This is a genomic window from Pseudoalteromonas luteoviolacea (genome assembly GCF_000814765.1).
Classification (GTDB): domain Bacteria; phylum Pseudomonadota; class Gammaproteobacteria; order Enterobacterales; family Alteromonadaceae; genus Pseudoalteromonas; species Pseudoalteromonas luteoviolacea_H.
Map to the genome: position 1 here is coordinate 573,323 of NZ_JWIC01000005.1, position 21,964 is coordinate 595,286.

The window sequence follows — 21,964 nt, forward strand, 5'->3', positions numbered from 1 at the left end:
CGACGAAAACAGAAATTTCGAAGGTAACCATGGCAAGCACCGAATATTAAGCGCTTGCTCATAGTCTAGCAATTGCAAAGAATGCAGTCTAAGATATAGGGTTATAAGTGTTTAACAAATACACCTTCGAACTTCTCTTTATTTTGCGCTCGCTCGTGTGGCATCGTTTTTATGCTTGTTATTTGGCCTTGCTTATCTCGCTCAAACACAACATGTCCACCATTGTATTTCATTACTTTAAATTCATCATTATCTTGAGGTTTTATCCATGAAATAATACTGGCCAATTGTTTAATAACCAACTGATCATCAATTAGCTCAATGACAATATCCGGCTTTCCATTTATCGTATAACGACCGACATATGCTTTAAGCTGTGAAACAGCCTGTGTTACAGGCACTTCAATATCTCCATCAATTATGCCTGTAGCATAGTATTCATAGTACTCTAAATGCTTAGAAGCATTGTCTAAGTTCAACTTTGCTGCGAGTTCTTTTGCCGTTTTATCCGCTACCATTTGCTCTTTTGATGCACCAGCTTGGGATAGTTGTTCGAAACGATTAAACCAAGCTACGTAGTTTTTCCTATATTCTATTAATACCTGTTTATTGATAATTGCTTTGCCGTGTGCAGGCACGATGGCTGTGTCATCATTGATAAACTTAAATGCTTTTTTACCCCATATGCTAAAGCTCCTCATGCCCAACACCCCAGGATTTACGACGTGCTGTGGCCGGATATTTTCTCCGATAAAAAAAACGTTCCCTTTTTTTAAGTAAATGGCAGCATCATCAAAGGTGTGAGCATTCATGTGTTCCAAATATATTGTTTCGTTTCCGAGCTCCAAAACCAGCTTATCATTGAAATGCAATCGACTACTTGCTGGGAAGTGTTTATCGAAGTTTTCACTATAAATAACGTTAGCTTGATTGATGATCGTAGCCCCCATCGACTCAAAAAATTTGTTACCTCCGGTATGATCACCATGCATGTGCAAGTTAATAACATATTTAATGGGCTTATCTGTGAGCGACGCCACGGCGTCTATTATTTTCTTGTTAGACGCCTTCCCATACCCCGATTCGATGAGTACAACGTATTTATCGCCAAGCACAATACCAACATTGGTGTTGTATCCAATGTCTAAGTTATAAACATGATCACGCACTTTTGTTAAGGTGGGTAGAAGCGCCGTTTTCGAAAAAGATAAGTGGGAAAATAAAATACTGATGGCCAATAGACCCCATACAAATTGTTTTTTCATTTTTTTTACTCGTTATTGCTTTTGAGTATCATTGTGTTGCTCTCAAGAAGATACTCAATGTAATTGGCCTAGAGTTTCCCTAGAGAAAAGCTGTGTTTTTTTATTTATATTTTACAAGTAGATAGAATAAATATAGCTAGATAAAATGAGTTGGATCGTTATACTGACTTCGCATAATGATAAAAACAATAATAAGAAGCACACTAAAGGCACTCAATGGTCGAGTTTTACATTGGTACTGCGCATGTTGATATGTCGCGGTCACAAATTACCACAGATTTTGGCACATTCTCACTTGAACCAAAAGTGATGCAAGTCTTGCTCATGCTTGCTAAAAACCAAGGGGAAGTAGTCACGCACGATACAATTTTACGAGCCGTTTGGCCAAATACGGTTACCTCTGCCAATGCCATACAACGCTGTATAGGCCAGCTCAGAAAAGTGCTAAATGATACAGCTCAGTCTCAACTAATCATTGCTACTCACCCTAAAATTGGTTACAGCTTAATACCCACAGTAAAGTGGCGTTGTCCAGATGAAAAGGAGTCTGAGGAATATGGTGCTTTATCTATATCAAATCAACGTCCCGTTTGGGTAAATAATAGGTTGCCGAGCATGGGGGGAGTGCTGTTTTTAACGATAGCTGTGTTGATTGCTCTGTTTATGCCAACGTCAACTGAGCTCACTATAAAATCGCTCACACCGCTAACTGCCACAGATCATATTGAGCAAAAGCCTAGTTTTTCTCCAAATGGGCAATATATTGTGTTTCAACGTTTTATAGAAAACTGCAAAAACCAACTTTGGGGAAAAGAATTAAGCACAAATGTAGAATATCTGCTCACAAAAGAAGTGGGAAATTATGGTGTACCACGTTGGTCACCAAATGGTGAACGTATCGTCTTTACCAGTGCAATACAATGTAACCCGGCTCCAGACAATACAAAGGTAACAAAAGCGCTCCCCAAACAAAAAAACGAGTACCAAGAGTGTAGTGAAATTCGAGGCATTTCATTTAACTTAGCAAAAAGCTCACCTCAACCTTCGACGCTTTATCATCGCTGTGATTTGAATACACATAGCCAACCTGTTTGGCTAACAGCTGAAACAATTGCTTTCATCACTAAGCAACCTCAAGCAACCTCAATTACACACCTTAATATCAGGACCAACGATACCAGGCAGCTTCACAGGGTGGATAATAAAACCATCAGTGCGCTGGATTATTCTTCAGATCAAAATAAATTGGCCTGGGTTGAATACAAACAATATTTGCCCCTTGAACTGGGTATTTACGACTCAAATACACAAAGCATAAATAAGGTTACACTTGATGAGTATGAAAGCCTCTCATATATCTATCATATGCGTTGGCTTTTCAATTCGCCTTTACTGCTAGTATCTAAAAACAATCACTTATTTACCATAGCTTTATCTGGAAAGATTAGTTCACATTTGCAGCCAGCAGCAGACAAGATATTGTACCCAGCTTTAAACCCAATCAAAAAACAGCTGGTTGCCTCCATGGGCAACTTTGACAGAGATATAGGCCAGACCAAATGGCACACACGACCAACGCAAAGTCTTAACGCCAAAACCATATTTGCGCGTAGCAATGTCGATGAATTTAAAGCAAAAAAACAGCCAAATGGTGCATTGGTCGCATTCATTTCATCGAGAAGTGGAAACGAGCAGGTCTGGTTATACGATACAAGCCAGAAAAAAGTTATTCAGCTCAGTCATTTCACTCATGCCATAAATCTAACCAACATACTTTGGAATGCAAATGGAAGCGCCTTATTCATCCTTGCACATAAGCGACTGTACCTCTTAAATTTGGATGGCAAACTAACGACTGTTCATACTCCACTTCCCCTCGTCGATATCTATCAGGACAGAGGGCATAACCAACTATTAGTAAAACAGCTTGAAGATAAGACACCGACTTTGGTGCAGCTTAATTTAGATAACCAACAGATTCATCCTGTATATTCTGCAGATGCTGACAAAGCACTATTCACTCAAAACGGTGAGCTTTTTATCATAGAAAACCAAACCATTTATAACGTTATTAATGCTAAACGTTATGAAATTACCCCACTGAATGAGATTGAAGCCAGTGGATTGTTTACCTATCAGGGGCAGCTCTATATCACCACATCGACCAATGACCTTTGGCTGTATCACCCTAGGTTAGAGCAGTTAACCCACCTCGCCAACTTGGATAGCAAAATTGATAATATCAGTGATATCAACGTACCTGACAAAACAGTTTATTTTTCTAGATTTGTAAACATAAAGAAAGAACTCATGCTACTCGATTTAGAATAACATTGCTGAGCTTAATGCGAATTTAAAGTCACATAAAAACGCAGATTAGACGATGCAAAGCAGTTTCCATGACAGACCTTAACTTGTTAGTGGAATCGTCGCTAACAACTTGCTTGATAAACGTATTGTCTCACACGCTATCTGTATATGCATGATTGACGTTTCTCCCGTTAATACAGGCTGTCATTAACGCCAATAATGTACACATCTTCAGTAGATGAAAAGTTGGGGTCTAATAAGGTGAAAAAAACAAAGGCAGCCATAGCTGCCTTTGGACCTATAAATTTAGATAGGACGCAACTGCTTCAGACGAATAGCCGCAAAGAATGCCAATGCAAAAATGACTATGGCACTTATCAAAATTTGCCAAATACTCATTTCTTTATTGAGTGGCTTAGCCTCAAACAGTGGGAAATTTTCAACATCTGTTTTAGTGACTGGTTTATCAAAAAACATAAAGTCATAAAAGAAATGACGGATCTGTTGATGATATTCAACCACCTGCAAACGATAGTCAGCTTGATCAGCACTGCTGGTATTTGCCAGCTGATTTAATTTGAGCTGAAAGAACAAAGCCGGAGACAGTGCACTCAAAGTTTGTAACGTTTGCTGACGAGCTTGATTATTGTCGCGATACGCTTGCCATAACTGAGCTACCTCTACATCACTCAAATGCTGCTGGGCATAATACCATTTCCAGTCAAATGCCTCGCCCAGAGGTGCAGTATCTTGCCAATTGGGCTCGTGTTGTAAAAACGTGTCTAAGGTTTGTTGCTTATCTTTATCCCAACCATCATTGAGCGTGACTCGCTGTGTTAAGCTAATTTCAAGCGGCGCATCTGTTTGATATTGATTGGATAGGTATAAATGGACAGTACTGGGTATCAACATAGCTAAAACAACCCAACTGCTTAAATAGGCTAAGCTGTTAAACACACTACTCTTACCAAAACTCATAATCAATGTTGCAATGGCAAACCAAAATATCATGTATAAAGTACTTGCAAGCAACACCGTCCAAAATACCCCGTTAAATGGCAGCGACAACAACATTGCTGCACTGACGAGCAGTAAAACGACCAGCAACCAAATCACCGAAAAACGTAATATAAGCTGCTTGGCGACCTGACTAAACGCACTTTTAGGCAGTGCATTTAACATACGCCAACGTCCTGCATGCTGCTCATCAGAGATCAAGGTGACAGTGAGGATCCCTATCACCAAAGGCAATAAGTACACCAAGACAAAACCCAGATCTAAGCCTCCGGTGCGCTGTTGCGCAGGGTTCACTATTTCTCGATTAAAAATCTGACTTTGCAATGCAGTTGCACGCACCTTAGTGGCGACCATAGACGAATGGCTTTCACCCACAAATAATGCAGCCCAAGGGCTTAACTTCCACTCAGTCGGCGCACTGGCATAATAAGCCAATGATCCAGGCGCTGGCAGTGTTTCCCTTTTATTGACATGTTCTCGCTCTTTTTGAAATACTATTTTTGATTTGTATTGGTCGATACGCAGCGTTTTATACCCTTGTACGCCTTGATAAATCGCAAATACGCCAGCTATCACAAAAAGTAATAATACCAGTTTATTAATCGCCCCTGAAAACAGTCGCTTACACTCAAGCTTAAACAGTAGCATAAACTCTCCTTTGCATGCCTTTAGAGTTTAAAGAACCAAACATGACGACAACCACCAGCAGCGGTAACAACCAAGCCAATGAAAATGGACTTAATGACCAACCAAGTACCGGAGATTGATAAGTAAAGGCCTCAAACTCCTGCCAGTATGATTTATCGATACGCTGATCTCTGTCGTTATGATGATCTATTTCTTCAGTGTGTAATTTATTGAGTTTTTGAATACGCGCATAACGATGTGCTTCTGCTTGCTGCTCAAAATCTAAAAAGTGCCTCGTGTCTGTACGTGTCAGTGCCATTGAAAAGTCGCGGACAAACAAATATGGGTTGAGCCAATAAAATTGACTCACAAAACGCTGCTGCGCCGAAAACTGTTCAAGCTGTTTTTCATAATGCTTTTTATAAATCTCGGCATTAAGCTTCTCGCCTTCTTGCATCACCAACCCTTTATAGTTGACTGGCAGCTCTTCTACCGTGTTTACGCCATACTTTTTCAGTGTATCTTCACGGAATTTATTAAAATAAGGATCATTAGGGTTATGACTGTCTCCGACTTTGCGATTATCCAGTTTAATTGCCAATTCAAAGTCATTGCGCTTTTGATGAGGATATTGATTGTGGGCAAATTCAGCCAGCATACGTGGCATTAAGATAGTCAATATAAACCAAATCGAAGTCAATAACACCAAGGCTTGTTTTGGCGCTTTTACTAAGCTGGATACAAACAAGGTTAAGCCGATCCAGAAGAGACAATAAAGCACATAAACCGTAAATAATAACAAGAGCCTCAATGGCGCTTCAGATGAAAATGCAGCGCCTGTACTTGCCGCCAATACCAGCGCTAGGACAAATACAGGTAAAATAAAGACCACAGACAACAATAAATAACTTAGGCTTTTTCCCGTGATCAAATCTCTAAACGATACCCCCATGGACATCAACTGACGTAAAGTACCACTTTTTTGCTCTCCACTGATGCTGGCAAAACCCAGCGCAATAATGAGCAATGGCCAAATCGTCAGTAAGATGTTTGCACTGCTTAGTTCAGAAAATCGCAGTAAAGTACCACCGTCTTGATCGTTGGCAAAATTGGCACTGTTTTGCTTATGTGCCTCAAGAAAAATACTGTTACCAACCCAAGAATTCACCCCTAGGTCAAAAAAGCTCAACGCGCTGGGCGTACGAAATGCAAAATGACCAAAGTGTGCTACTCGGTGTGGGTGTCGATCCGGTTGCGCTTCCCATTGTGCTTCGACAAGTGCCTGTGCTTTGGCCTGCGTTTGCGCATTATGTTGATATTGCTGCCAACCAGTAAATAAGGCGATTGCAAGCAATAATTGGATCATGATGAAGACCAACCACAAGCTAGGGCTTTTACGCTTACTGGCTAATTCGTGGCGAAATATCTTCATTACTTTTTGATTAATCATGTAATTATATTTCCTGTATAAACACAGTCGTTTTTAACCTACTATCACGACAACTACTTAGCTTGCCTCACGGATCACGCTTTTTCCTGAGATCAACTCATGGTAAGTATTTTCAAGCGCGTTGAGTGGTAGTTGCTGATTATCAAGTAACGTTAATAATTTACCTTTATCCATGATCCCGATTTTATCTGCCAAAGTGTGAGCACAATAAAAGTCATGTGTTACCATTAAAATCGCAGCACCTTTTTGCGCAAGTTGCTCGATAATACGAATAAACTCTAAAGTCGCACTGGGATCAAGACCCGAAGTAGGCTCATCCAGCAAGAGCACCTTAGCTTGACGAATAATCGCAAACGCAATGCCGACTTTTTGTCTCATACCTTTAGAATAATTCTTTAAAGATTGGGTCCGTGCACTTGGCTCCAGGCCGGTTTCGTCTAATGCCGCATTGATTTGCGATTCTGTGACTGATAAATCTGACAAACTCGCTAAATACTTCAAGTTATCAATGGCATTAAATTCTTGGTATAAGTTCACTTGTTCAGGTAAATATACAAGCTTTTCTTTTGAGCCCGCGCTGCTGTGGACATCAATACCGTCAATTAAAGCCTGTCCGCTATCTGGCTGTAAAAAATTAAGAAAAATATTCAGCGTAGTACTTTTACCTGCACCATTTGCCCCCAAAAGACACATGATTTGGCCAGTTTCAACTTTAAAGCTTAGGTCATTGATAACCTGTTTATCTGAAAAGGACTTTTTTAAATTTATGGCTTCTAACACAAAACACTCCTTATACTAAAAAATTCCGCTAGCGAGCATGTCAATTTGTATCTAATCCTCAGATACCACACGCATCGCTTAAGCGGAACTTAAAATAGGTAACTCTAACAATATTGATTAGTTATAACATAACATTTGTTGATTAAATAGAAACATTTATCATTTAACCCAATGGAACTAGGAAACTAGCAGTCCCAGTAAATGCTCCGCCTTCAACATGAATTTGTGCATTTTTGTAGTACATAAGATCTTTTGATAACTGCTTTTTGCAGTGTTTCGGGAAAAAGCCTTCAAAGCGTACTTCTTCGGTGGTATTAATTGTTCGCTTAAATTTAATGTCTAAATCTCGTAAATACACTTCGCCCGCTTTTTCAGTGAGTTGGTTATCCCAACAACCGTAAATGATCCCGAGCTGCGAAATCCAAATCATCGCGCTTTGCGCACTGAAGTGAAACTGCCCGTCTCCAGGCATTTGAAAATGCTCAACGTTAATTCTGCCATCGATATAACCGGGCTCCAAAGATACTGAACTAAACGACATACGCTCTTCACGCCAACCATTCTCTAAATAGTCAGACATATACGCACGCTGTTGTTGTGGGGTGAGGTGAATCATTTGATGTTCCTTACTTAATGGGTAGAAGGGCTGGTTGATTGACTTTCGTCTACTTGGGTCGATGAAGTGCTTAATGCCCAATTTAATAGCGCCGTGATCAGGCCAATTAAAATTAAGCAATACCATGCTAAATGTTCGCTGATATTTGATAGGTCAAATGCAACACCAACAACACTACTACCTGCTATCAAACCAACCCCAGCAAATAGATAAAAAAAGCCATAATGAGTGGCAACTGATTTGTCTTTTGCCAATTCAGAGATCTGACTCATGATGAACGGAAAACTCACCATGGTACCGACTGTGAATACGACGGCCAGTAAGCTCAGCGGTAAGTAATACAGTACACCTTGCTCATAGGGCCAATGAGGTATAAGTGTTACAAAAGACAATCCCATCAATGCAATACCAATACTTATCCACTTAGTGGGCGATAACCAACGCTCACATAACTTGGTGACAGGAAATTGTAAAAAAATAGAGATCAAAGCACACAAGGTTAATACCCATGCCACTTCTTTCGCCGTTCCCTGCTGTTCAACAATATGCATCGGAATAGCAAAGGAGATCTGGTTGATCAGCATAAAATATCCCGCCATCACCGCAGAAAACTTTAAAAATGCACGATTGCTCAATACCCCAGCCACCATGGCTTTTACACCACCACCTTGAGCGGTTGCTGATGGTTTTGCATCACTGTCTGGTTTTTCTTTTGGCTGACGTTCAGGGATCAAAACGGTGAATACCAGCGCAAACAATGCAAATGGTAGCGCTGAAATAATACATAAAATATCAAAACTAATACTCAATAAGAGTACGCCACAAACAGGGCCTAGCAGTTCTCCCCCATTGCGTGCAACACCAACTAATGAAAACATTTGCGCTCGGCTGAGCACGTTCTGTTTTGAAAAATAAGCTTGCGCCGCGGGTGTAAACAGCGCACCAGCAAACCCAGTTAAAAACGCAGCGAGAAACAGCAATGCCGTTATGTCAGAGAACAAAAACAGACAAAAGCCTACTGAACGCAGCAAGCAGCCAATAACAATCAGTTTTTTCTCACCAAATAAATCGGCAAGCAAGCCACCAACAAGAAATAACCCTTGTTGACAAAATGAACGTACACCCAATACCACACCAACTAAGGTTGCGCTCAATAATAGGTCTTGTTTTAAGTAACCCGCTAAAAACGGGATCAGCATATAAAAGCCAAGGTTAAAGACAAATGCAGCAATCAGCATCCACCGATATTCTGCCGTTAACTTAAAGTAAGAAGTAAAAATTGACATAGTTTTTATTGAGGCTTTTGCGCTATTAAAATCGAGTGGAAATTATCCGCGTATGTTTGAATTTTTAACTTAAGCTGAAAAGGAGCCAGTCCTTGTTCATCAATGCTTGGATAAAGTAACGTTCGCAAATTATATGCTGTGCGAACCACTAATAGCGCACCAGGTTTCATCTTTGAAAATAGGTGGCTAATAATTTTTTCTTTCAGTGTTTCATCACCAACTAGGGCGGCAAGCCAAATTACATCATATTGCGCTAAGTTATCTTGCGCACAAATATCATTGTGAATGAACGTCATCTGATGGTTAGGAGAAAGCGCGTCACACACCTGCTGACCAAGTGATAAATCAGGGCCATTGATGTCAAGGTTATCAACCTGTAACCCATCTTTGTGTAATGCCAAAGTGGTCAATGGTAATGCACCAGAGCCCACCATCAGTACTTTGTTGACCGGTGACTCTGCCAATGAATGAATGGCATTGATCTCCATACCAGTGGCACGTTGGTAATGTTTGTAATATGGATATTCTTCGCTCAAAGTGTGCTTGGCATCATCACTGTCGACCATACGCTGTGCCCAATGTCGCTCATACAAGCTAGATGCTTGGCTGAATAGCTGTTGGATCCCTGGCTTAATCGCTTGGATCTCCGGTTGGGCTAACACATTATTCGCAAACTCACTGCCATGCTCGTTCGACAGCAAGTCTAAAAACTGGTGGAAAGTTGCCATATTGTCTGGCGTGATTTCAAGTGCAGACATTGACTTGATATGTTGAAACCCATCCACAATTTGCGTTGCGTGAATGAGTGCCTGATTTGAAATATTCATAACTAAGAATTTACTATATTGTCCCTGTTTTATGTTATAACATATCGCACAAGTAACCTTGATGTAAACCAATTACGTTGAATAATTTCATTAAGCTTAGTAACTTAGGTTATTCAGCAACACAACGTTTACGATTAAAATAAATACAGACAGAGTCTTTTTTCATGGCAACAAATAAAAATAAGTCTTATTATCATACACATACAGGGCGCATACTCGTCTTGCTTGCTGTATTAATTTTAGGCGGTTCTGCATGTGCAGCCCTGATCATTTTTGGTAAAAAAGAAGTCACGTTAACCCAGCCTTTAGACACTCGACCCAAGGTCGTTGCACAGCCACTTACTATTGTTAATTATCAAACAAAAATTTCACTGTCTGGCGTTTTGCAGCCCGCTGAAAAGACCGATGTCGCATTTGAGCTCAATGGAAAAATAGCATGGCTAAACGACAAATTTATTGAAGGGGGTATAGTTAAAAAAGGAGATATCTTGGCAAAGCTTGATCCGTTTGACTACGAAACCGAAGTGAAAGATAAACAAGCTAGCCTCGCACTTGCACAAGCGAACCTCTCAGAAGAACTGGCAAAAGCCGCTGTTGCCAAAAAAGAATGGGCGCACAACCCTAACAGCACTGCATTAGCGCTGAGAAAACCACAAGTTGAAAGTGCGAAGGCCCGTTTAAAAGCGGCACAAGCAAGTCTAGAGAGAGCCAACAAAAACTTGTCTAGAACACAGTACTATGCACCATTTGATGCGTTGATCGCCAGTCGCACAACCGGTCTCGGACAAGTAGTCTCTAAAACACAGGCACTCGGTCAGCTAATTAATTTAAATTATGGAGAGATCCATGTGCCAATAGCAGGTTTTGACCGCGCATTCTTACCTGCCCTCCCCCTTGAAAATGTTCAAGTAAGTGCCAATGATACGCTTCGCACAGGCACTTTAACACGACATCTTGGTCGCTTCAGTGAACAAACACGTATGGCATATTACGTGATTAAAATACATGACCCCTATGCATTGTACACAGCGCAGAGCCCTTTATATTTTGGACAGTTTGTGGAAGCAAAAGTAAACGGTGTCACACTGAACAATGTCCTTAAAGTCCCACAGGCTCAACTCAGAAATAACGCAGTATGGCTGCTAGATGCAAACCAAACTTTAGCAAAACATTCAGCGCCTATTATTCGTAAAGAACAAGACTTTGTGCTGCTTCCAGCGCCGCTTGAACCACATTACCAGCTAGTCACTCAGTTACCTGAATACCCGCAACAGGGTATGCGAGTAAATCTGCAAGCTGTCACAGTGCAATTGGCAGACAAAGGAGCTAAACAATGAGCCAGCGACAAGGTCTGATAGGCTATTTTGTAAATCACCCTGTTGCCGCTAACTTAATGTTATTACTGATTGTGTGCATGGGCTTATTGGGTTACAACAGTATTCAACGGCAAACTTTTCCGATTTCAGATAGTAATAAAGTCACCATTAGAGCTGTGCAACTTGGTGCATCAGCAAAAGAGATCGAAGAAAATATTCTCATCAAAATCGAGCAAGCACTTAAACCTCAAGTAGGTATAAAGCGTGTGATCAGCACCGCTTCTCCCTCTCGAGGTCACATCGAGATTCAACTTCACAATAATGAACATGTTGCTTCTCGACTCGATGAAATCAAATTAAAACTCGACAGTATCGCGACGTTTCCAGTCAATATGGAACCCCTCCTTGTTTACGAAAATGTGCAAAGGCAACGCGCTATTAGCGTTGTGGTGTCAGGTTTAGACGATCCACTTGCATTGAAAAAGCTCGGTGATGAAATGAGAGACGAGTTATTGCAGCTAAAAGGGATTTCACATGTCGATTTATCTGCCATGCCTGATTACGAAGTAGCAATAGAAATAGAGCCTAATAAATTAAGAGCGTACAACTTAACACTGGCGCAAGTGGTCACGGCACTGCAAGCCCAATCGGACAATCTATCTGCTGGACAAATTAAAACAGCCAGCGGCAACATTTACCTGAGGTTAGAAGAGCGTCAATATAACGGGCTAGGTATCGCTAATGTGCCAATTATCACCGGGCTTTTAGGTGAAAAAGTGTACCTTAAAGATATTGCTACCATCAAAGATGGTTTTAAAGAGTCACTGAATCAAGGCCGATTTAATGGTCAACGCGCGCTTTATATTATGGTGCTGGCGGCAAAAGAGCAGTCACTGACAGATGTGGTTGATACCGTAAAACCCTACATTGAACGCAAGCGTCAAACGCTGCCAAACGAAGTTGGTATTTACGAATTTGTGGATGTGACCTATTACTTGGACGGGCGTTTAAACATGATGCTCAACAACCTCACCCAAGGTGCAATTTTGGTCTTCATTGTGTTGGCTGTGTTTTTGCGAACACGCTTAGCTATCTGGGTGATGCTCGGCTTACCTGTGGCCATGCTTGGCGCGTTTTGGCTAATGCCATTTTTTGGGGTCACCATGAATTTGGTGTCACTGTTTGCCTTTATCATGGTATTAGGTATTGTCGTCGATGACGCAATCGTTATTGGTGAAAGTGTTTGCGATCAAATAGAAAAACACGGTCACTCTAATCAGCAAGTAATCATGGGCACCCAAAAGGTTGCCATGCCAGCCACATTTGGCGTACTAACAACAATCGCGGTATTTATGCCGTTTATGTTTAGTACCGGCCCGAATTCTGGACAGTTTATCGCCATTGCGGGCGTATGTATCTTGTGCTTGCTTTTCAGCCTTATTGAATCAAAACTCATTTTACCGGCGCACTTAGCCTCTACCCCGATGTCAGAGTTACCACAAACACACTGGCGAATGCGCTTTAACCACGCACTTCAGCTAGGCCTCAAAAAGAGATATGCGCCGTTTCTGAACCAGTGTATTCATCATCGCTACGCGGTGATTTCTGCGTTTGTCTGTGTGTTATTTCTTGCAGTCAGTTTATTGCTAAGTGGGCAAGTACGCTTTACACCCGTACCCAAGGTTCCCCACGACTACCCATCAATCAATATTCAAATGAATCACAATGTCTCAGAGGCACAAACACTCGATGCCGTAGCGCAAATTGAAAACGTGATTAAACGCGTCGAGCAGGAAATTCAAGCTGAAACCGGTAAAAGTATGGTCGATGCCATGTATACACGAGTTGATCATCTCACCGAGGCGGAGGTCGTTACGCCCTTAGTGGCTGAGGAAGATAGACCATTTGACACGTTTGAGCTCGCACGACGCTGGCGAGCAGCTTTACCCATTATCCCCGGCGTTAAAAAATTTACCATTGAGTCTGACGTCATCGATATTGCTGAAAAGGGTGACTTACAATACCAACTCTTTGCACATGACATCACAACCTTACAATTAGCCAGCAAAGATTTTATTGATAGGCTCAATGAAATTGAAGGTGTTCATAGTGTCTTCTCTTCACTGGATGGCGCACAGACGGAGTATCAAGTGCATCTAAAACCGTTAGCGCATCAACTACAACTTACAGCTAAAGAGGTCATTGCACAGCTGTCCGCTCGATACTATGGCATTGAAGTACAGCGTGTCATGCGCGAAGGCCAAGAAGTCACTTTCATGGTCAAAGGCACACAAGCTGATCGCGAGCAAGTCAGTACAATTGACCAGACTCTCATCACCTTACAAAATGGTGAGCAAGTATTCTTTGGCGACATAGCGACAACCACAGAGGTACCTGGGATCTCTGTGATCACGCGTGAGCAAGGACATCAAGTGATCACCATTAGCGCCAACGTTGACCAGCAGCAAGCAGCCATTCGTGATATATCGACACTGATTGAAGACTCCATATTGCCGACGCTTAAAGCCACGCACCCTGGACTGATGACACAACTTGGTGGCGCGTTACTTGAACAACGCAAAGAGCAAAGCCAAGTGGTCAGCTTCGCGATTGTTGGACTATTGGTTGTCTATTTATTACTCGCATTGCCGCTACAAAGCTATATCCAACCTATTATTGTGATGTCGGTGATCCCATTTGCTTTTGTCGGTGCGTTGTGGGGGCATTTCATTTTAGGCTACAGCTTAAGCATGATGTCTATTTTTGGCATCATCGCCGCTGCCGGTGTGGTCATAAACGATTCATTGGTCATGACACATGTGATCAATAAAAATCGAACATCTGGCCATGATATTAAAGCTGCTGTTGTGCAAGCCGGAATGTCTCGCTTCAGAGCCATCTTATTAACGTCGCTCACTACGTTCTTAGGTTTAGTGCCAATCATGTTTGAATCGAGTCTTCAGGCACAATTTGTTATTCCAACGGCGATATCGCTGAGTTTCTCGGTCCTCTTCGCAACCATTGTCACTTTAATTATGGTGCCATGCTTATACGTGGTATTGGAAGACATTAAAAGCACAATGAATGGAGTGAGACGACAGTTTCAATCACAAAACGCATAAAAAAATGCCTTGGCTGGGAGACTAGCCAAGGCATTTTAGTACGACTTATAATAAATAACTGTTTGTTTTAGAATTTATAAGAGGTTGACAGCAGGACCTTACGAGGTTCACCAGGTTGTACCCAGAACTGAGTGTACGAGTTAGTGAAATGTGTACGGTCAAAGGCATTATGGACTTGTGCTTTCACCGTCCACTGATCGTTAATGTCATAGTTAGCGAATAAGTTAGCGGTCACGTAAGAAGGAAGGTAAAAATCAGCACCACGCTGACCTAGTCGCTCATCCACATACTGAAGACCTGCGCCAATCGTCAAAGCATTACCACTGATCAAATAATCTTGGCTAACTTGCAAGCTTGCTGAGTTTTCAGGAATGTTTAACAGGTCGTCCCCTTTTTTAATAGGTGCATAGATCCCTGTATCCACATAATCTTCTTCTACCTGTGCATCTAGGTACATGTAGGAGAATCTCACTTCGATATCAGCAGGCAACTGACCGGCAATATCTAATTCATAGCCTGTACTACTCGCTTTACCAATCGCACTTTGACCACCTGATACAGTGTCAACAACGATGATATTTTTTTGCTCACTGTCAAAGTATGCAAGTGTGATATCTAGATTATTGTCTAATAACGACCATTTACTACCAAATTCTAGAGAGTCTGTTTCATTTGGATCGAATGTATTGCCTTTGACATCAGCACCAAAATTTAAACGATACCCTTCACCGTAGGTAGAATATACAGACCAGTTGCTTGCTACTTGATACACGACACCTAGCTGCGGGCTGAAGCGCGTTTCAGACTGATCCGTCTCAAAGTTCCTAACTTTATCATCTAAAGTTTGCGTCATAGAGTCAAAACGACCACCAAGGCGCACTTGCAGTGCATCTGTCAGCTCGATTTGATTTTGAATATAAATACCTGTCGCCCATTGGTTTTGTTGACGAACAATCGCTGGTAAACGTTTGCCAGCTGTTACTTGACCATATACTGGATTATGAACATTGATGGCATACATATCCTGATCTGATGGATTAGTTGCTAACGGCGCGCCTCTGGCAACCAAGTATGCTCTATCGTATTCAAACCTGTCATAGTCAATACCAGCAATAATATTATGAGTAATTGACCCTGTTTCAAACTCACCAGCCACTTCAAAGCGCACCACATATTGGTCCGTATCATAACGGCGCTCTCGATGCTGTCTTGCTAAGGTTTGACCATCAAGGTAAAACTTCTGGAATTGAGGCGCAATTTCCGCATCACTGGAAATACTATCTAGCTCAGTTTGGCGATATGCCACAGCAGAGCTCAGTTCCCATGTATCGTTAAGGTCATAAGTCCATTGTAATTGATGCCCCAATACACTCGTAGTTGTAGGACCGTCTCCTGGCTCACCCAAGAAGCGCTCAATCGGCATGAAATCGAAGTTACCGCCAATGGCAATAATACCGCGGTCAAATGGGATCTCTTGCTCAGCATACTCTAAATCATAGGAAATACGTGAACGTTCACTTTGCTCAAACACTAAAGAAGCCATCAAGCCCTGCTTTTGTGTTTCTATGGTGTCACGGAAACTGTCTTCTTCTTGATAAAACCCAATAAAACGACCGGCAACGTCATCAGAGATCACGGTATTGATATCTGCTTCAAAGCGGCGGTGCGCACGATTACCAGCGGTAAGTTGCACAGAACTTGCGTCTTCAAATGTGGCTTTTTTAGTCACTAAGTTGATAGAGCCGCCTGGTTCACCTCGACCATACAGAGCCGCTTTAGGCCCTTTTAACACTTCAACACGCTCAATACCTGATACATCACGCGGACCAGAAAAACCGCGGCCAGCATTAAAGCCATTAACAAGGTAACCACTTGGTACATTTTCGTCACCAAAGAACCCTCGAATAGCATAGCTATCCCATAAGCCTCCTAGACTGTTTTGGCGACTCACTGACGCTGACATATCCAGTACATCAGTCAGATCGGTCAGTCCGGTATTTTCAATTAGATCCGCATCAAATTCAAAAATAGATTCAGGTGTTTCAAGGTGCACAAACTCACCACGATAAGCTTGGCGCTCACCTTTAACCTCGATTGTTTCAATACTATTTTGAGCTTGAGCAGAGAAAATAGCGGCAAGTGAAAGAGAAAGTACGCTTAAACGACAAGCATAGTTAAGGGGTTTCATTACAAATCCTTTATTTGATATGTTATAACGTTTTTAGGTACTTTAACATGTGTTCCTGTCGCTGTTAAGATCTATTCGCAACAACGTACTGACAATCTAACAATGTAAGTCTATGATTTCTCTGCTTAAGCTGTGCTATATTAAATACATTTAATAAAAATATAATAAATTTAATAGCCATAAATAATGGGGAAACCCAATTAATAACCACGTTAATCAAAGATAAAATTGATTATCCATATTAAAAACTTAACTTCCCCCTTAATTACTGATTTAACCCACTTATTATCACTGGAGATAAATTTTAAAAATCACATGCAACCAGTACTCAACCACTTTATTTATTAAAACATTAAAACCATATTTATCATTGCGTAGCTATATTCAATATTAAGCGTGTCATTACACGTTTATGGTGTAATCAAGCGTAATGGTTTTTTATCTTGAACTTGCTCTAACTTACATACAGTGCTTTGCTTTCTATGGCTGAAAATAAAGCACTGTATGTAAGTAACCGTCAAACTGAAGGAGCAAGATCATGTCTCATGTCATCCCTAAAAAAACCAGTGACCAATCCCTAACTTTATCGGCCTGCGAAAAACCTCACCCTATTGTTGGGGGAGAAACATTAGCACAATATCGAGAAAATCAGCGACACGAAGAACGGTGGAAAAATGTAGATGTCGGCGTTAGTAAAACTGATTTAGACAATAACTTTGAATTTTTGAATGGTGCTGTACTGAATCGCTGTGCAGATGGTCAATTACTTTTGACCACCACAGGGTTATTCGGCCCAATCAGGACAGGTACCCTTGTACATTTAGACCCAGAAGCCAAGAATTTAATTGTTCAAAGCGATCGTGCACCATTAAATCCAGAAGCTGACCTGATTACGCGTTTAAACAAACTGCACGATGAAGCGACACTTAACCCACCTGGAAGCTGTCATGCCCTCGCCGTTTCTGGCTTTTGGGCTTCTGCGACAAGTGGCGCAGGGATCCCAGAACTGGACGGTGCCTCTAATGTGTTTGGTAGTACAGGGCAGTTAATTTGCGATAGTGATAATCTAGAATTCCCTGTCCTAAGCTATAACGACGATCCGCAGTCACAACAAGTTTATTTGCAAACACTTGCATACTATGGCGGTACTTTATTGAAACCCAAAGAGGAATTTGCATTAGGATTTACACAAGACTTGTGGGGGATCCAATATGATCAAAAGCTTCCTGAGTACGTAACCGAATATCAATTTGGTGCCCACAAAGGGGGCGGTTTATTCGTCGAACATCACCCATTCCCGCATATTTGGCTACCTGCAACAGGGCAAGATACTGTTTTTAAGCGAACCACTAAATCCCGTATTTTACTTGGCCGACGTCGGGACATAAACCACGAAGATGGTTATTATCGCACCGTGACTACTCAACATTTTCACTTTACCGTGTTTGAAGTACCCAATGATGGAAGCGCACTTGCTATCCGCCCTCAGTGTATTCATAACGATAGCTTTACCGACGGCGCACAAACCGTATTTTTAGCGAATACACCAGCCAATACTGTGGCAATAAGACAAAGTGCTCCCTTAACAGATATGACGTTTGATAAATACACAACCACGGATTTATAAATTAGTGTCACGACTCTGAGCGCAAAATCAGTACACTTGTGCCAGAGTCGGACAATGTTGTCGAGTAAAGATGAGTGACGATACACCAGTCAATATTTGCATTGGGTTTCTATTGTTACCAACCAGATTAAACCACTGCTAATTGCCAATAGCATAGATAAAATAATTTTATGTGATCAGTTAAGTTTAAGAGTACGGAGGGGGTAAACTGGCAATTAAAATAAAATTATAAGAATAAAAAACAGCTAGTTAAATTAAATTTAAAACGTAAAACTCGATGCCCATCTAGATTTTTTTATATTTAAAATACCGTTATCCACATATGCTTCAAACCTAAAAAACTCCTCCAGCCTACGTCATAACGTTATACGCCGACAAAATAATGCCATCATTTCCTATTTACAATCCACCAATTTTGGTTAAGATAAACCTACAAACAATAATGATAATCATTTTCAATAAGGATAATATGATGATAAAAACACTCATTTTTGCACTAACCACAGCCGTTGTTTCAACGATACCAGCCAAAGCGCTTGCTGGACCTGGCGGGTTAGAGGTATTTTGCCACAAAAATGGCGTATTACTGTGGCACGAGCAGTTCTATACCTTCGATGATGATTTTGCTTATCGAGCTGCGGCATATTGCGAACGAGTTGAGGGCGGCAAAGCCACTATGAGGCAAATAAGAAGATATAGATAACACATTAAGGTGGAGTTGAGCCTATTTACTTTGTGTAAACCGACGCTCAATTCTATATTTCCCTATGAGAAAACCCACACGCTTTTTAATGAACTCGACTATTTACTGCTACTTTGCAACGACAGTGTCGTTTGTAACGTATGTTGTGGGCCAACTTTTGCAGCTCCGCCAATCAAAAATAAAGTGTTATTCAGCGTGACGGATCCGTGTCCATGACGCGCTTGCGGCATGTCAGGAAGCGCTGACCACTTATCTGTTTTAGGGTCATAACTCCAAGCTGAGTCGAATGCCTCTCCCTTTTCCCATTGATGATTCGGGCCGAACACCTCACCGCCCGTTACGATAACTTTACCATCCAGTACACTGGCTGAAAGCCCTGCGGAAGCAACAGGTAAAGGACTTATCTCAGTCCAAGTGTCCATTTTTGTGTCATATACCTCAGCATAACTCAGATTTTTACTCCCCTCATCCAAAGTACGTCCGCCAAAAACATAAATTTTATTGCCTATCACAGCACTTGCAGCAGCGCTTCTCTCAATTGAGGGGGGTTTTGCTTTACGCCAGTAAGCATTATTAACTAATACATAATGCGCATTCGAATCAACTTTTTCACCGGTTTTAGATGAGATTGTTTTTCCACCGATAACATGAATGTACTTCCCCACATTCGCATATACTGACTCGGCTAAAGGAATAGGTAAAGACGGCCCTGATCGCCACTGTTGAAATTTACCATCCAATCTAAATACGGATCTTTGTATTTGCCAAGCATCACTTTTTGGTCCAGTGTAGCCACCAATACCATACACATAATGTCGATTGCTCACCATACCAATGTGATGTCGTGACTCTGGTAAAGACGGGGCTTTTTGCCAACGGCCTGTGGGGGGATTAAGAAGATAAACCTCTTTACTGGGCCCAAGCCCAAAAAAAGAAGGTGACTGGGATGGTGTAAACCCTCCTCCAACAATGATGCGTTCTTTAAATACCGAAGGATAAATTTCTTGAAAAGCGATGGGTAAACGAGGCGCTTCTTGCCAAGTGTAACGATCATTTTCTGTGGCATTTTGACTCGCCCATGCATTGCTTATAAATAAACCACTTAACACTATGCTGCATTGCATCACTAAATTCACTTTTGAAGACAAAAAACGCATTGGTACTCCTTAAACTGGGCTTTAAAAATTATACCGACAATGTCATTTGGGGGATCAATATCAACGCACGACTTATGATAAATAACACATTCCATACAATTGTAGATATAAATACGCTAAAGCACTGGAAATTCAGTTAAACACCACACAACCTAGCTCATTATTAATGTAACGCCAGTATGTAAACAGCCTAGTGATAGGCGAAATAAGTCCCAGAAACATGTACACTTATTAAAAATAATAAAAATAAGGACGTAAAGTGACTAAATCGACCCTAGTATTGCTCATTATGCTGCTGTCATTGTTTAATCATTCTATCGCTAAAGCACAAAGTTGGCAGGCTACGAGTCATTACTTCCAATCAGAACTCTCAGAACTGGGGGTTGTCGGCGGTAGTGCTATGTTTATTGCGGATGGTAAAGTTACTGACTCTCTCTATTTTGGCTTGGCTGACAAGGAAAAGGGTTACACGATTAATGAAAGAACGTTATTTCACTGGGCTTCAATCACAAAAACCTTTACCGGTATCGCAATTATGCAGCTCCGGGACAGAAAAAAACTTAAGTTATCAGACCCGATTATTCAGTATTTACCTGAAATAGCAAAACTCCATAATCCATATGACAATACAGCAGACATAACAATTGAGCATCTACTCACTCACAGTGCGGGTTTGCGTATGTCTAGTTTTCCGTTTAAAACACAATCATGGCAACCACATGAGCCCACTGAGTTTTCACAGCTTGTCGCCATGATGCCCTATTCCGAAATCAAGTTTAATCCAGGTAGCCAATACAGTTATTCTAATCTTGGTATAAATTTCTTAGGAGAAATAATTAAGCGGATCACGGGCGATAGTATAGAAAGTTACATTGATAAAAATATTTTTAAACCGCTAGAGATGCACCATGCTTATTTTAATGCAACGCCATACCATTTACGTGAATATCGCTCTAACAATTATGCTTTTGAGAATGGTGAGTTTATTGCGGGCGGGCCCGAATTTAATACCGGCGTCACAAGCGCAAATGGTGGGATTAACGCATCAATCATCGACATGGCCAAGTATGTATTATTTTTAATAGGCGATCAAAGTAACCCCACATATGAGCGAATACTAAAGCGCGCGAGTTTATTAGAAATGTGGCAACCTAAACTGAATACTGGAGTTAACAAAAGTAGACATATCGGTCTCACATTTTTTATCCGACAGCATTTTAATCAAACTTATATTGGACACACGGGCAGCCAAAAAAACTTTTACAGCTCAATGTTTATAAATCCAGAAGCGAAAACAGGACACCTTTTTGTCTATAATACATCGAAGCTAATCCCTGACGCGACTGGAAGAGCGAAAGCGACGACTATGCCAATCTACAAAGAAATGCAAATGAAACTATTCGAGCTTATGAAGAAGTAGTGTCAGCCAAGCTTACTTTTACCCAATTACGTAAACAGCTAAAAACATACCTGATTAGTTATATCTTACGCGTATATTGAGTGGTACAAACGCGCTATGCCAATCAATATACGCATACAGTTATGGTAAAAGCGAATATGTAAGGTTTTTTTAGACACCAAATTACAATTTTAAATCAAAGGGATAAACTTGAGTGCAAAGTTAATTACTTCGCTTGCAGCGACGTAACAAGTCACTTTTATTACCCAAACAG

The 21,964-nt window shown here is 41.1% G+C and carries 15 protein-coding genes; 6 read left to right on the forward strand and 9 right to left on the reverse strand.

Features of this window, described 5'->3' with window-relative positions; translation table 11 throughout:
• Positions 1–101: 101 nt before the first annotated feature.
• Complete coding sequence (locus JF50_RS09985) at positions 102–1,265, reverse strand: MBL fold metallo-hydrolase (RefSeq protein ID WP_039609284.1); 1,164 nt, start codon at positions 1,263–1,265, stop codon at positions 102–104.
• A gap of 216 nt (positions 1,266–1,481) precedes the next feature.
• On the opposite strand from JF50_RS09985, the gene JF50_RS09990 reads away from it, so the two are divergent.
• Complete coding sequence (locus JF50_RS09990) at positions 1,482–3,596, forward strand: winged helix-turn-helix domain-containing protein (protein ID WP_039609285.1); 2,115 nt, start codon at positions 1,482–1,484, stop codon at positions 3,594–3,596.
• 285 nt (positions 3,597–3,881) lie between these two features.
• Here the strand turns inward: JF50_RS09990 and JF50_RS09995 are convergent, their stop codons facing one another.
• From JF50_RS09995 to JF50_RS10020, 6 genes are all read right to left on the reverse strand, one after another.
• Positions 3,882–5,240: a DUF3526 domain-containing protein gene (locus JF50_RS09995; RefSeq protein ID WP_039609286.1), complete on the reverse strand. Its 1,359-nt coding sequence runs from the start codon at positions 5,238–5,240 to the stop codon at positions 3,882–3,884.
• Positions 5,227–6,669, reverse strand: coding sequence for an ABC transporter permease (locus JF50_RS10000; RefSeq protein ID WP_039609287.1), 1,443 nt, complete (start codon positions 6,667–6,669; stop codon positions 5,227–5,229). The genes JF50_RS09995 and JF50_RS10000 overlap by 14 nt, the downstream gene beginning before the upstream one ends.
• A 57-nt stretch (positions 6,670–6,726) precedes the next feature.
• Positions 6,727–7,449, reverse strand: a complete 723-nt coding sequence (locus JF50_RS10005) for an ABC transporter ATP-binding protein (RefSeq protein WP_039609288.1) — start codon at positions 7,447–7,449, stop codon at positions 6,727–6,729.
• Positions 7,450–7,612: 163 nt separating this feature from the next.
• A complete protein-coding gene (locus JF50_RS10010; protein WP_039609289.1) occupies positions 7,613–8,065 on the reverse strand; it encodes a hypothetical protein in 453 nt (150 codons plus the stop codon).
• Positions 8,066–8,079: 14 nt separating this feature from the next.
• On the reverse strand, positions 8,080–9,351 hold the full coding sequence (locus JF50_RS10015) for an MDR family MFS transporter (RefSeq protein ID WP_052262225.1): 1,272 nt from the start codon (positions 9,349–9,351) through the stop codon (positions 8,080–8,082).
• A 5-nt stretch (positions 9,352–9,356) separates the two neighbouring features.
• Complete coding sequence (locus tag JF50_RS10020) at positions 9,357–10,178, reverse strand: nicotianamine synthase family protein (RefSeq protein WP_039609290.1); 822 nt, start codon at positions 10,176–10,178, stop codon at positions 9,357–9,359.
• A 164-nt stretch (positions 10,179–10,342) separates the two neighbouring features.
• Between JF50_RS10020 and JF50_RS10025 the strand changes: the two genes are divergently transcribed.
• Both JF50_RS10025 and JF50_RS10030 read left to right on the forward strand, forming a co-directional pair.
• On the forward strand, positions 10,343–11,515 hold the full coding sequence (locus JF50_RS10025) for an efflux RND transporter periplasmic adaptor subunit (protein WP_039609291.1): 1,173 nt from the start codon (positions 10,343–10,345) through the stop codon (positions 11,513–11,515).
• Positions 11,512–14,616, forward strand: coding sequence for an efflux RND transporter permease subunit (locus JF50_RS10030; RefSeq protein ID WP_039609292.1), 3,105 nt, complete (start codon positions 11,512–11,514; stop codon positions 14,614–14,616). Before JF50_RS10025 ends, JF50_RS10030 begins: the two co-directional genes overlap by 4 nt.
• Before the next feature lie 67 nt (positions 14,617–14,683).
• Here the strand turns inward: JF50_RS10030 and JF50_RS10035 are convergent, their stop codons facing one another.
• On the reverse strand, positions 14,684–16,804 hold the full coding sequence (locus JF50_RS10035) for a TonB-dependent siderophore receptor (protein WP_039609293.1): 2,121 nt from the start codon (positions 16,802–16,804) through the stop codon (positions 14,684–14,686).
• 538 nt (positions 16,805–17,342) lie between these two features.
• On the opposite strand from JF50_RS10035, the gene JF50_RS10040 reads away from it, so the two are divergent.
• Entirely contained in the window at positions 17,343–18,431 is a 1,089-nt protein-coding gene (locus JF50_RS10040) for a hypothetical protein (protein WP_039609294.1), read from the forward strand.
• A gap of 469 nt (positions 18,432–18,900) precedes the next feature.
• Positions 18,901–19,134: a hypothetical protein gene (locus JF50_RS10045; RefSeq protein ID WP_152614501.1), complete on the forward strand. Its 234-nt coding sequence runs from the start codon at positions 18,901–18,903 to the stop codon at positions 19,132–19,134.
• A gap of 98 nt (positions 19,135–19,232) precedes the next feature.
• On the opposite strand, the gene JF50_RS10050 is transcribed toward JF50_RS10045, so the two are convergent.
• Positions 19,233–20,291, reverse strand: a complete 1,059-nt coding sequence (locus JF50_RS10050) for a Kelch repeat-containing protein (protein ID WP_039609296.1) — start codon at positions 20,289–20,291, stop codon at positions 19,233–19,235.
• A gap of 259 nt (positions 20,292–20,550) precedes the next feature.
• On the opposite strand from JF50_RS10050, the gene JF50_RS10055 reads away from it, so the two are divergent.
• Entirely contained in the window at positions 20,551–21,711 is a 1,161-nt protein-coding gene (locus tag JF50_RS10055) for a serine hydrolase domain-containing protein (RefSeq protein WP_152614502.1), read from the forward strand.
• Positions 21,712–21,964 lie beyond the last annotated feature (253 nt).